This is a genomic window from Salinispora goodfellowii (genome assembly GCF_059570675.1).
The window spans coordinates 1-11,775 of the sequence record NZ_JCANTD010000043.1; the positions used below are offsets into that span (position 1 = coordinate 1).

The 11,775-nt window shown below is 70.9% G+C and carries 11 protein-coding genes; 2 read left to right on the plus strand and 9 right to left on the minus strand.

From position 1 onward, the window contains the following. From T398_RS24320 to pepN, 5 genes are all read right to left on the minus strand, one after another. The coding region (locus tag T398_RS24320) for a hypothetical protein (RefSeq protein ID WP_496450191.1) at positions 1 to 450 on the minus strand (450 nt) is incomplete at its 3' end. A gap of 372 nt (positions 451 to 822) precedes the next feature. Then, complete coding sequence (locus T398_RS24325) at positions 823 to 1,455, minus strand: histidine phosphatase family protein (RefSeq protein ID WP_496450192.1); 633 nt, start codon at positions 1,453 to 1,455, stop codon at positions 823 to 825. Next, the gene (gene rsfS, locus T398_RS24330; protein WP_018216623.1) at positions 1,452 to 1,850 is read right to left on the minus strand and encodes a ribosome silencing factor; all 399 of its coding nucleotides are present in this window, start codon (positions 1,848 to 1,850) and stop codon (positions 1,452 to 1,454) included. The genes T398_RS24325 and rsfS overlap by 4 nt, the downstream gene beginning before the upstream one ends. A gap of 109 nt (positions 1,851 to 1,959) precedes the next feature. Next, a complete protein-coding gene (gene nadD, locus T398_RS24335) occupies positions 1,960 to 2,556 on the minus strand; it encodes a nicotinate-nucleotide adenylyltransferase (protein WP_496450193.1) in 597 nt (198 codons plus the stop codon). 74 nt (positions 2,557 to 2,630) lie between these two features. Continuing rightward, the gene (gene pepN / locus T398_RS24340) at positions 2,631 to 5,144 is read right to left on the minus strand and encodes an aminopeptidase N (protein ID WP_496450194.1); all 2,514 of its coding nucleotides are present in this window, start codon (positions 5,142 to 5,144) and stop codon (positions 2,631 to 2,633) included. Positions 5,145 to 5,209: 65 nt separating this feature from the next. Here pepN and T398_RS24345 point away from each other — a divergent pair, with 65 nt between their 5' ends. Together T398_RS24345 and T398_RS24350 are read left to right on the plus strand one after the other, a co-directional pair. Then, positions 5,210 to 5,428 carry a DUF397 domain-containing protein gene (locus T398_RS24345; RefSeq protein ID WP_018216626.1) on the plus strand — a complete coding sequence of 73 codons (219 nt, stop codon included), beginning with the start codon at positions 5,210 to 5,212 and terminating at the stop codon, positions 5,426 to 5,428. A 208-nt stretch (positions 5,429 to 5,636) separates the two neighbouring features. Beyond that, the gene (locus tag T398_RS24350) at positions 5,637 to 6,107 is read left to right on the plus strand and encodes a DUF4383 domain-containing protein (protein WP_496450195.1); all 471 of its coding nucleotides are present in this window, start codon (positions 5,637 to 5,639) and stop codon (positions 6,105 to 6,107) included. Positions 6,108 to 6,235: 128 nt separating this feature from the next. Here T398_RS24350 and obgE read toward each other — a convergent pair whose 3' ends face one another. The 4 genes from obgE to T398_RS24370 all read right to left on the minus strand — a co-directional run bounded on the left by obgE (position 6,236) and on the right by T398_RS24370 (position 11,753). Next, positions 6,236 to 7,681, minus strand: coding sequence for a GTPase ObgE (obgE, locus tag T398_RS24355; RefSeq protein ID WP_496450196.1), 1,446 nt, complete (start codon positions 7,679 to 7,681; stop codon positions 6,236 to 6,238). Positions 7,682 to 7,771: 90 nt separating this feature from the next. After that, positions 7,772 to 8,026, minus strand: a complete 255-nt coding sequence (gene rpmA, locus T398_RS24360; RefSeq protein ID WP_018216629.1) for a 50S ribosomal protein L27 — start codon at positions 8,024 to 8,026, stop codon at positions 7,772 to 7,774. An 11-nt stretch (positions 8,027 to 8,037) separates the two neighbouring features. Further along, a complete protein-coding gene (rplU, locus tag T398_RS24365; RefSeq protein ID WP_018223008.1) occupies positions 8,038 to 8,352 on the minus strand; it encodes a 50S ribosomal protein L21 in 315 nt (104 codons plus the stop codon). A gap of 263 nt (positions 8,353 to 8,615) precedes the next feature. Beyond that, positions 8,616 to 11,753 (minus strand): Rne/Rng family ribonuclease, encoded by a 3,138-nt coding sequence (locus T398_RS24370; RefSeq protein ID WP_496450197.1) that lies wholly within the window; start codon positions 11,751 to 11,753, stop codon positions 8,616 to 8,618. Positions 11,754 to 11,775: the final 22 nt, after the last annotated feature.

The window sequence follows — 11,775 nt, forward strand, 5'->3', positions numbered from 1 at the left end:
GTCCAGGAAGGCGGTGGTGGAGTAGGCGGGGTCGGTGATCTGCTCCACCGTGCCCCAACCACTGGAGGGGCGCTGCTGGAACAGGCCCTGCGAGTCGTGGTCGTTACGGTCACCCAGGTGGCCGAGGTTTTCCAGCTTCGACTCCTGCAGGCTGGTGCCGATGGCGACCACGGCGGCCCGCTCGTCCATGCCGGCGGCCTTGGTGGCCTCGATGATGGCCTTCACGTTGCCGGTCTGCTCGTCGCCGAGGGTGATGCGGGACTGCTCGCCCTGGGTGCCGTGCGGGATCAGCGTGCCCATATCCGGCTTGTCCGCCTGCACCGCCGCAGCAGCGGCCGAGGCCGGGGCGGGGGTGGCGTCGGTCAGGGCGGCCAGGGGGCCGGCGATGACACCGGTGGACAGGGCCAGACCAGCGACACCAAGGACACTACGACGCAGAATCGTGTTCATCAGGGTTGCTCCATTCGGGGGTCGACACCCACACACACGCCCGAAAGGGGGGTCAGGCGGCAGGGTGCAAGCACCGTCCGGCGCTCAAAAAGATCAAGGGAAGAGGGTCGGCGACCGCGGGCCCTCACCGGGGGCCTGCACGGTGCCGGGTCCAGATGTAACGACCGGCCGGCCACCAGCATTCCCGGCGGCGGCCACCCGGCGGCACCCGCTCACGCGGGGGCACCTCCTCGGCCGTACGCAGGGTGTAACGCCCCCACGCCCGCCGAGATTCCACCACCACCGTGCCCCCGACCACACCCCAAACCGGCATAGACCAGAACGCCTCAACCGGATGAACGGCCACAAACCGGATAGCCGCTATCGGAGCCGCTATCGGTGGCCAGCAGTGGAGTCGGCGTCGTAGCGCGGCCCGATGTTGTGTGCCCGGAGGCGCCAACCCCGCTGTTCGTCGTGCCACAGCTCAGTCCAGTGGCAGTTGCGCAATGAGTCGATCGTGCGCAGCACGGCGGGCTCCCAGCCCAGTAGCTGACCGACGCCCTGACGGGCGGCACCAGCATGGGTGGCGACCACCACCGTCCCACCGGCGGCGGTATCGGCGGCCTCCTGGAACGCGATTCCCAGCCGCTTACCGACGTCGTCCAAGGTCTCGATGCCGGCTCCTGGATCTGGGTGACCAGCTCGCCAGCGGGCGTACTCGTCCGGGTACTGTTCGGCCGCCTCGGTGAGCCGCAGCCCCTGCCAGGGCCCGAAGTGCCGTTCCCGCAGCCGTACATCGGTGTGGACCGGCAGACCGGTCAGGGCGGCCAGAGCGGCGGCCGTGTCCGCTGCCCGCTGCAGGTCACTAGCGAAGATCACTTCGGGGTGGAACCCGGCGAGCAGCTGGGCGGCAGCCCGGGCCTGATCCCGACCGAGATCGTTCAGACCGATGTCGGTCTGCCCCTGCACCCGGCCGCTGGCGTTCCAGTCGGTGTTGCCGTGCCGCCAGACGATCAGCCGAGTCATTCGGCGGCGCCGGGCTCAGCGGCGGCGAGGTCGCGGTCCACGAAGGGGATCTGCGGGCAGTCCTTCCAGAGCCGGTCCAACGCGTAGAACTCGCGCTCCTCGGTGTGCTGGACGTGCACGACGATATCCACGTAGTCGAGCAGCACCCAACGACCGCCCCGCTCCCCCTCGCGCCGGACCGGCTTGGCCTTCTCCGGCAGCTGGAGCAGGCGCTCCTCGATTGCGTCAACGATGGCGAGCACCTGACGCTCGTTTGGGGCGGCGGCGAGCAGGAACGCGTCGGTGATGGCGAGCTGATCACCCACATCAATGATGACGATGTCCTGCGCCCTCTTGTCGGCGGCGGCCTGGGCGGCGGCGGTCGCCAGCTCGTGTGCGCGTTCGGAAACTGTCACCGTTCTCCTTCGATCATGCGTGCGACCCCTTAAGCGTCTCACATGAAAGCGCGACCCAGCCGGTCGGTTACGGCGCATTCGGGCAGAAAGGGTCGCAGACCAGGATGGATCACTGCTGGTAGAGCCGCCGCTTTGCGATGTACTGCACCACGCCGTCGGGCACCAGGTACCACAACGGCTGGCCGCGGGAGACCCGGACCCGGCAGTCGGTGGAGGAGATCGCCATCGCGGGCACCTGCACCAGACTCACCGTGTCGGCGGGCAGGTGCGCGTCGGACAACCTGAAGCCGGGCCGGGTCACGCCGATGAAGTGGGCCAACCCGAAGGCCTCGTCCAGGTCCTTCCAGGAGAGGATCTTCGCCAGGGCGTCCGCGCCGGTGATGAAGAAGAGCTGCACCTTGGCGCCGTACACGGCCCGCAGGTCACGCAGCGTGTCGATGGTGTAGGTGGGGCCGCCACGGTCAATGTCGACCCGACTGACCTGGAAGCGGGGGTTGGAGGCGGTGGCGATGACCGTCATCAGGTATCGGTCCTCGGCCGGGCTGACCGGCTCGTCCTCCTTCTGCCACGGCTGCCCGGTGGGGACGAAGATCACCTCATCCAGCCCGAACCGGTCGGCCACCTCGCTCGCTGCGACCAGGTGCCCGTGGTGGATCGGGTCAAACGTGCCGCCCATGATCCCCACCCGCCGGATGTCTTCCTCCACTCCGCGATCTTAGGCCGACCGCGCAGCCAGCGCCGACGCCACCCCGGCTTCCCCACCGGCCGAGCCCACGCTCCTCAGGCGTCCACCGCCGCGACGGCGGTCCGCGCGACCAGCGCCCGGCGCATGTCGTCGTCCGCGTCGATCAACGTCCGACGAAGACCCCGGGTGAGATCTCCCCGGGTGAGCAGCTCCGCGACGCCCTCCCGGGTGCTCTGCGCGACCGCATAACGCGGAAACGCCCGCTCCGCGATCCGCTCCGCCGCCCACGGGGTGCGCAACCGCGAGGCGGTTGGCATGTCGGCAAGGTACCGCCCCACGTACGGGGCAGTCACCGTCGCCTGCTCCGGCTGCCAGAATCCCTTCGCGGTAGCCGCGACCAGGCGGTTGGAGCATTCCGTGTCCGCCACGATGATCTCCCAGGCAACCTGTTTGGCCGCCGGGTCGGGCAGGGCCGCACGACAACGGGCGGCCCGCTCGGCCCCGGTGGCGCTCGGGTCGGTTGCCGCCTCGGCGGCGATCTCCGCCGCACCGGCCCCACCCAACGCCACCAGCCGCCCCAGCACCTCCCACCGCAGCTCCGCGTCGATCGCGAGCCCCGGCGGCCCGACCCGGCCGGCCAACCAACCGGTCAGTCGGTCCACGTCGTCGGTCGTGGCGACCCAACCGCGGGCCGCGGCGAGCTGCAGTGAGCCACCGGGCGGCGCGGTGTCGAGCAGCTGCCCGGTGGCCACGGCGACCTGGGCTAGGGCCGCCTCCCGGGCGCGGGGGGCGAGGTAACGGTTGATCAGCGATCGACTGATCGCGACCACGTCCTCGACGATCACCACCTCGTTCTCGGCCGGCAGCGCGGTGGTGATCAGCTGCACCAGCTCCGTGACCGGCCGTTCCCCATCAGTGACGGCGTCCAGCTCAGCGCCCCAGAGCAGCGCCCGCGCGAGCGAGTCGGTCAGGCGGGGCAGCAACAGTGGTACCGCGTCCGCCGAGGCCGGATCCAGTCGGATCTTGGCGTAGGTCAGGTCGCCCGCGTTCGGCAGCAGCAGCTGGGCGCCCACCTGCCCGGCCAGGTCCGTGAGCACCGTGCGACCGCCGTCGACGGAGGGTTCAAGATCCACCAGGCGGTGCTGCACGGTGCCGTCAGCGGCGTACCGGGCGACACCGACCCGGTGCGGGCGCAGCACCGGGTGGGACTCCGGCCCGCTCTGCACCAGGGCCACCTCGGTGTATCGACCATCGGCATCGAGCGAGACCTCCGCCCGCAGCGTGTTGACCTGCGCGGTACGCAGCCAGCACCGGGCCCAGCCGGTCAGGTCACGCCCGCTGGCCGCCGTCAGGCTGGCCAGCAGGTCCGCCAGGGTGGCGTTGCCGAACCGGTGCTCGGCGAAGTACGCGTTGAGCCCGGCCAGGAAGTCGTCGTCGCCGAGCCAGGCCACGAGCTGGCGCAGCACCGCGGCGCCCTTCGCGTACGAGATGCCGTCGAAGTTGAGCAGGCCCTGGGCGGCGTCGGTCACCTCCGCCGGGGCGACCGGGTGGGTCGACGGGCGCTGGTCGGCCGCGTACCCCCAGATCTTGCGCCGCATCGCGAAGGTCGTCCAGCCGCGATCGAAGCGGGTGGCCTCCGCGGTCACCCGGGTGGCCAGGTACTCGGCGAACGACTCGTTCAGCCACAGGTCGTCCCACCACTGCATGGTGACCAGGTCCCCGAACCACATGTGCGCCATCTCGTGCGCGATGGTGCTGGCCCGCCACTCGCGCTCGCTCTCGGTGACCGCGGACCGGAAGACGTAGTCATCCCGGATGGTCACCAGCCCCGGATTCTCCATCGCCCCGGCGTTGAACTCCGGTACGAACGCCTGGTCGTACTTGCCGAACGGGTACCGCTGCGCGAAGAGCTGGTGATACCGGTCCAGGCACTGCTTCGTGATTGTGAGAATCTCGTCGATCTCCGCGTCCAGGTGTGGCGCGAGCGACCGACGACACCAGACGCCGAGCGGGATGCCGTCATGCTCGTCCCGGTGGACATACCAGGGCCCGGCGATCACCGAGACCAGGTACGTGGCCAGCGGTGCGGTCGGGGCGAACTCCCACCGCCCAGGACGCGGCGAGGCAGCCAGTACGCCATTCGCGGCGACGGTCCAGTGCTCGGGGGCGGTCACCGCGAGGGTGACCGGGGCCTTGAGATCGGGTTGGTCGAAGGCGGCGAAGATGCGCTGGGCCTGGTCGAGGAAGGACATGGCGTACAGGTAGGTCTCCCCGTCGGCCGGGTCGACAAAGCGGTGCATCCCCTCACCGGTGTTGGTGTACCCCATCTCCGCCTCGACCGTCAGCGTATTCCGCTCGGCGAGGCCGGTCAGCGGCAGCCGGTTGTCGACCAGCAGGGCGGGGTCAAGGTCGATGTCGTTGATTCGGACGGAGCGCAGGCGCTGCGGCTGGCACTCGACGAACGTCCGGGAACCCGGGGTCGCCCGAAACCGGATGGTGACCTGCGAACGAAACCCTTCCTCGCCGGTCACGTCGAGGTCCACCTGATAGGACTCGACAGAAATCACCGCGGCGCGCGCGGTCGCCTCTACGCGGGTAAGGCTCGGCATCCGCTTATCCTGCCCGATGGAACAATACGAATTGCCCCCCAACCCACGCACTGGAGGAAAGCACCATGACGACGCACCCCAAAGGCGACTTCGATGTCTCGCGGGCCGTCTGGCAGCGAGCCGAGGGCGACACCTCCGAGGCCGCCGTCGAGGTCGCGTTCGTCGACGACCTGATCGGCATGCGGAACTCCGCCGAGCCGGACGGGCCGGTACTCGTGTTCACCCAGGCCGAGTGGGACGCCTTCGTCGCCGGCGCCCAGGACGGCGAGTTCGACCTGGACTGATTCGGCTGGACCGCCTCGGCCTGGATCGACGGTCCGGGTCGAGGCGGTGCGTCCGGCCCTTCGCCCGCCCGGGTTCCGGCCGGCCACCGGTGTGATCCACCGTTTGGCTGCGGAGTCCGCTGGTGGGACCGGACAATGATGGACTGTCGGGTCGGGGGGCGAGCCCGCGCCACGGCGCCATGGGCCGCGGATCGACGGAGGTGCAGGCATGGCAGAGCAGCCACGAGCGCGGTCGCGGACCGGGCTCCAGGTCGCGGCCCTCGCCGTGGCGGGTATCCTCCTCCTACTGGGGGTGCTCGGGTTCGTGCCCGGGATCACCACCAACTATGCCGAGTTGCGGTTCGCCGGGCCAGACTCCGAAGCACAGCTGTTTGGCCTGTTCCAGGTCTCTTTCCTGCACAACATCCTGCTGCTGGGCTCCGGCCTCGCCGGCCTGCTGCTGGCCCGCCGGGTAGGCGGGGCACGGGTCTTCCTCACCGTGGGTGGTGCGCTCACCCTCGCCCTGTGGATCTATGGACTCGTGATCGACCGGTCCAGCTCGGCGAACGTGATCCCGGTGAACGACGCCGACAACTGGCTACACCTCGGGCTCGGCTTCGCGATGCTCGTGCTCGGCCTGCTCCTGTCCAACCAGAAAGGCACCGGGGGCCGGCTCGACACTCCCCTGGACCGGCCCTGACGCCGTCCATCGGCCCGTCTGGCTCGCCCGCCGCCCCGACGTGGCCCGCACCCGGTGCGGCCACCCATCAGCCCAAAACTGGCCCGCACCCGGTGTGGAGGCCCAGGCGGATCAGTCGGTACGGTCGGTCACTCCGCGTCGTCGCCGACCGGCTCACCGGATTCGGCCTCATCCTCCGGGCGCTGCCGCCGGGCCTTGCGGGCTGCCAGCCGCTCGGCGGCCGACGGCCGCTCCGACTTATCCGCCAGCCGCTGGTCACCGCCGCGTATCCCGGGGACGAACTCGGTGTACAGCGTCGGCTGCCAGTCGAACTCGCGTTCGCCGATTCGGACCAGGTCGCCCGCCTGCGCACCGGCCTTGCCGAGCTTCTCCTCGACGCCGAGCCGGGCCAGTCGGTCAGCCAGGTAGCCGACCGCCTCCTCGTTGTCGAAGTTCGTCTGCCGGACCCACCGTTCCGGGCGGGTGCCCCGCACCACCCAGGCACCGCCCGACGCAGCCTCCACGGAGAAGCCCGCGTCGTCGACCGCCTTGGGCCGGATCACGATCCGGGCGGGCTCCGCCGGCGGTGCGGCAGCACGCGCCGCCGTCACCAGTTCACCCATGGCGTACATCAGTTCCTTGAGCCCGGCCCGGGTAGCCGCCGAAACCTCGAAGACGCGGAAGCCGCGGGCCTCCAGCTCCGGCCGGACCATCTCGGCCAGGTCCCGCCCGTCCGGCACGTCGACCTTGTTGAGCGCGACCAGGCGCGGCCGATCAACCAGCCCACCGTACGCGGCCAGCTCCGCCTCGAGGGCGTCGATGTCGGCCACCGGGTCGCGCTCCGTCTCCAGGGCCGCGGTGTCGACGACGTGCACGAGCACCGCGCAGCGCTCGATGTGCCGGAGAAACTCCAGGCCGAGCCCCTTGCCGGTGGCCGCGCCCGGAATCAGGCCGGGTACGTCCGCGACGGTGAAGGTGTGGTTGTCTGCCCGGACCACGCCGAGGTTCGGCACCAGGGTGGTGAACGGGTAGTCAGCGATCTTCGGCTTCGCGGCCGACATCACCGAGATCAGCGAGGACTTACCCGCGGACGGGTAGCCGACCAGACCGATGTCGGCGACGCTCTTCAGCTCCAGCACCACGTCCATCTGGTCGCCGGGTTCGCCCAGCTCGGCGAAGCCCGGCGCCTTGCGGCGGGCGTTGGCCAGCGAGGCGTTACCGCGGCCACCGCGGCCGCCCCGGGCCACCTCGAAGGTCGTCCCGGCACCCACCAGGTCGGCGAGGACCGTACCGTCGGTGGTCTGCACGACGGTGCCGTTGGGAACCTTGAGGACCAAGTCGACGCCGTTCGCGCCGTCCCGGTTCGAGCCGGCCCCGCCCCGGCCGTTGGCGGCCTTGACGTGCGGGCGGAAGTGGAAGTCGAGCAGCGTGTGCACCTGCGGATCAACCACCAGTGAGACGCTGCCGCCGTGCCCACCGTTACCCCCGTCCGGGCCGCCGAACGGCTTGAACTTCTCTCGGTGGACCGAGACACAGCCGTGCCCGCCGTCGCCGGCCTGCAGGTGTAGGACGACCCGGTCAACGAACGTCGTCACGCCACCAATCCTTCCAGCGGGGGTCGTACTGAGCACAAGAAAAGCCGAAGCGGGCCGGGACGCCAGGTCCGCGGCCCGCTTCGCCGGAGCCTACTGCTGCGGAACGATGCTGACGGTCTTGCGACCGCGCTTAGTACCGAACTGGACCGAGCCGGTGGCCAGCGCGAAGAGCGTGTCGTCCCCGCCCCGGCCGACCAGGTCACCCGGGTGGAACTTGGTGCCACGCTGGCGGATGATGATCTCGCCCGCGCTGACGAGCTGACCACCGAAGCGCTTCACGCCGAGCCGCTGGGCCGCAGACTCACGACCGTTACGCGAGCTGGACGCACCCTTTTTGTGAGCCATTGGAGGACGACCTACTTCCCGCTGGAGATGCCGGTCACCTTCACCTGGGTCAACGGCTGACGGTGACCCTGGCGCTTGTGGTAGCCGGTCTTGTTCTTGAACTTGTGGATCCGGATCTTCGGGCCCTTGGTGTGCGCGGCGATCTCACCGGACACCTCGACCTTGGCAAGCTTCGCCGCGTCGGTCACCAGGTCGTCACCGTCGACGAGGAGCACCGCGGCAAGCTGCACCGCGTCACCGGGGGCACCGGCGAGCTTCTCGACCTCGATCACGTCGCCCTCGGCGACCTTGTACTGCTTGCCGCCGGTCTTGACGATCGCGTACATCGGAGGCGGACTCCCTGTCGTTGAGGCTGCTGGCGGTCGTTCCCACGGCGGCTCGCCGGATGACACAAGGCACGGCGGCGCGGGCACGCGGGAGGTCGGCACACCAAAGTGCGCCGCCGGCAAGCGTACGCCATGGTCCGGAGCTCCCCCAAACCGGCCGGCCGAAACGCCCAGCGCTACCCGGCAGGAGGGTGCGCCGACCGGACCCGCGGGGCGGGTCCGGTCGGCGCGGCACCGCCGTCAGGGGCGGGCACGGCGCGCTATCAGGGGCGGGTACGGCGTCGCGTACCGCCCCGGCGGGAGCGCCGCCGGCCCGCGGTTTCGGGCTCCTCGCCGTCCTCGCCGCCCACCGCGTCCGGGTCGTCGGGCGCCGCGAGCCGCGCCATGTCGCCGCTCTGGCTCGCTACCGCGCTCGGGGCAGCCGGTGTTTCAACCTCATATCGGGAGAGGTCATAGCCCATCGTGTCGTAATAGTCAGCACCGGACGTCGTGGAGGTGGCCTCCGTGGCGGTACCAGCGCCCCGGGCCTCCTCGCTCTCGGCCACGGTCCGCTCGGCGGCGGAAGTTCCCTTCCGCGCCCGCCGGCGGGACGACCCGCCCGACTCGGCCGGCGCCACCGCCTTGACCTTCTCTCCGCTGCCGCCCGCACGTGGCTTCTCCGGCACCGGCTCGGTGTGCAGGATCAACCCACGACCCTTGCAGCACTCACAGGCCTCGCTGAACGCCTCCAGCAGGCCGGCACCGATCCGCTTCCGGGTCATCTGCACCAGACCAAGTGAGGTGATCTCCGTCACCTGGTGCTTGGTACGGTCCCGACCCAGGCACTCGGTCAACCGACGCAGCACCAACTCCCGGTTCGACTCCAGGACCATATCGATGAAGTCGATGACCACGATGCCACCGATGTCCCGCAGCCGCAGCTGCCGGACGATCTCCTCGGCGGCTTCCAGGTTGTTCCGGGTAACCGTCTCCTCCAGGTTCCCGCCGGCACCGGTGTACTTACCGGTGTTCACGTCCACCACGGTCATCGCCTCAGTTCGGTCGATCACCAGGTGTCCCCCGGAGGGGAGGAAGACCTTGCGGTCCAGACCCTTCAGGATCTGCTCGTCGATCCGGTACTCGGTGAAGACGTCCACGGTGCCCACGTGCCGGCGCAGCCGGGCGACCAGGTCCGGCGAGACGTGCGACAGGTACGACTCAACCAGGTCGTACGCGCCCTCACCCTCAATCACCAGCTCCCGGAAGTCCTCGTTGAAGAGGTCTCGGACAACCCGGATGACCAGATCTGGCTCCTCGTAGAGCAGCACCGGCGCACCGCCTCGGCCCGCCTTCGCCTGGATGTCCTCCCACTGCGCCTGCAACCGCTTGACATCCCGCGCCAGCTCGTCCTCCGTGGCCCCCTCGGCGGCGGTACGCACGATCACGCCCGCTCCCTCCGGAACCAGCTTCTTCAGTGCGTCCCGCAGCCGCTTGCGCTCGTTGTCCGGCAGCTTGCGGCTGATCCCGGAGGCGTTGCCGCCCGGCACGTAGACGAGGTGCCGGCCGGAGAGCGCCACATGGCTGGTCAGCCGCGCGCCCTTGTGTCCGATCGGGTCCTTGGTGACCTGTACCAGGACCGAGTCACCGGACTTGAGGGCCTGCTCGATCGAGCGAGCTCGCCCTTCCAGCCCGGTGGCGTCCCAGTTGACCTCACCCGCGTACAGCACGGCGTTGCGGCCGCGCCCGATGTCAACGAACGCCGCCTCCATGCTGGGCAGGACGTTCTGCACCTTGCCCAGATAGACGTTGCCGGCCATGGTGACCGCCGAGTTGCGGGTGACGTAGTGCTCGACCAGCACCCCGTCCTCCAGTACGGCGATCTGCGTCCGGTCGCCCCGCTGCCGGACCGCCATCACCCGGTCCACCGCCTCCCGGCGGGCCAGGAACTCTGCCTCGCTGAGGATCGGCGGCCGGGTCCGGCGCTGCTCGCGGCCGTCCCGGCGGCGCTGGCGCTTGGCCTCCAGCCGGGTCGAGCCGGAGACACCCTGTACCTCGTCAACGGTGCGACGCGGCTCCCGGATCTTGACGACCGTGGGCACCCCGTCCTCTGCGGCGGCCTCCACGTCTCCGGCACCACGCCGGCGCCGACGGCGGCGGCGGCGGGTCAACCCGTCGCCTCCTCCGGCCTCGGCCTCATCGTCCTCCTCGGCCTCCGGCTCCACCGCCTCGGTCTGGACAGCGGCCTCCTCGGCCTCCTGCTCCTCGACCTCGTCGGCGCCCCCCTTGCCCCGGCCACGCCCGCGACGACCCCGCCGACGGCGGCGCCGGCCACCAAGGGTGTCGTCCTCGTCCTCGCCCTCGGGGACCTCCCCGGCGGCCGCGACCTCCTCGGCCGCCGCGACCTCCTCGGCCGCCGCGACCTCCTCGGCCTTCCGGTCCTCCCCGGCCTCGACGGCCTCGGCCTCCGCGGTCGACTCGCCGCTGCGGCGGCCCCGCCGGCGGCGCCGCGACGTCTCGACCGGCTCCTCCGCGGCCGGCTCAGCGGCGGCCGGTGCCTCGGCGGCCCGGGCCGGCACCGGCTCCTCGGGCAACGGAGCCATGAACAGCACTGTTGGGGCGGAGAGCCGGGCGCGTCGGCCACGGGCCGGGCGCTCCGGCTCGACCGGGTCGGCTACCGCCACCCCGGGCGGTACCTCCCCCACCGCGGCACCGCCGGGTGGAGTTGACTCGGTCTGCTCCGCTTCAGTCGCGGCAACCGGTTCGGGCGCGGCTGGTTCGACCGGTGCAATCGGGTCGACCGGAGCAGCCGGCTCGACCGGAGCAGCCGGCTCGACGGGTGCAATCGGGTCAACCGGAGCAGCGGCCTCAGTCGGCGTAGCGATGGGCTCGACCGGCGCGGGGGCGGCAGTCTTCTTGCGGCGGGTCCGCGTCGCCTTCACCGGCCGCACGGTGTCCGCCGCCGCCTCCTCCTCCGGCGCGCCGGAGGCCGGTACCGGCTCCGCCGGCGTCTTGGCCGTCGTAGCCTTCCGACGACGACGCGTCGCCTTCGTCGGTGACTCATCGTCGCCCGCGATCGGGGCAAGCACCTCGGCCTGGGGTGCCTCGCCCGCCCCCGGCGTGGCGGCGCTACCCGCCTCGATCGGCGCCTCACTCTGTTCCGGTCGGCTGACCGGGGTCACCCGCTTCCGGCTGACCCGCTTGCGGACCCGAGTCGCCGGCTCGGCCGCGCCGGTACCCACCGCCTCACTCGTCGTTGGGCCGACCAACTCCGGGGTGCCCCCGGCGGGTTCCCGGGCAGCCCGGTCGCCCTTCTCCGACGCGGTGCTCGCGGAGGCGGCACTGTCGCCAACACGGTGTTCGGCGGTCTCGCCATCCGGGTGGAAGCCGGTGCGTTCGCCGCCCTCGGGCTCGTTCTCGAGCATGGACGTCTCCAGTTCTGGCTAC

Coding starts and splice junctions, on each gene's coding strand:
- T398_RS24325 (WP_496450192.1), bottom strand. CDS start 1,455: ATGACTCGGCTGATCGTCTGGCGGCACGGCAACACCGACTGGAACGCC.
- pepN (WP_496450194.1), bottom strand. CDS start 5,144: ATGCCGAGCCTTACCCGCGTAGAGGCGACCGCGCGCGCCGCGGTGATT.
- T398_RS24345 (WP_018216626.1), top strand. CDS start 5,210: ATGACGACGCACCCCAAAGGCGACTTCGATGTCTCGCGGGCCGTCTGG.
- T398_RS24350 (WP_496450195.1), top strand. CDS start 5,637: ATGGCAGAGCAGCCACGAGCGCGGTCGCGGACCGGGCTCCAGGTCGCG.
- rpmA (WP_018216629.1), bottom strand. CDS start 8,026: ATGGCTCACAAAAAGGGTGCGTCCAGCTCGCGTAACGGTCGTGAGTCT.
- rplU (WP_018223008.1), bottom strand. CDS start 8,352: ATGTACGCGATCGTCAAGACCGGCGGCAAGCAGTACAAGGTCGCCGAG.
- T398_RS24370 (WP_496450197.1), bottom strand. CDS start 11,753: ATGCTCGAGAACGAGCCCGAGGGCGGCGAACGCACCGGCTTCCACCCG.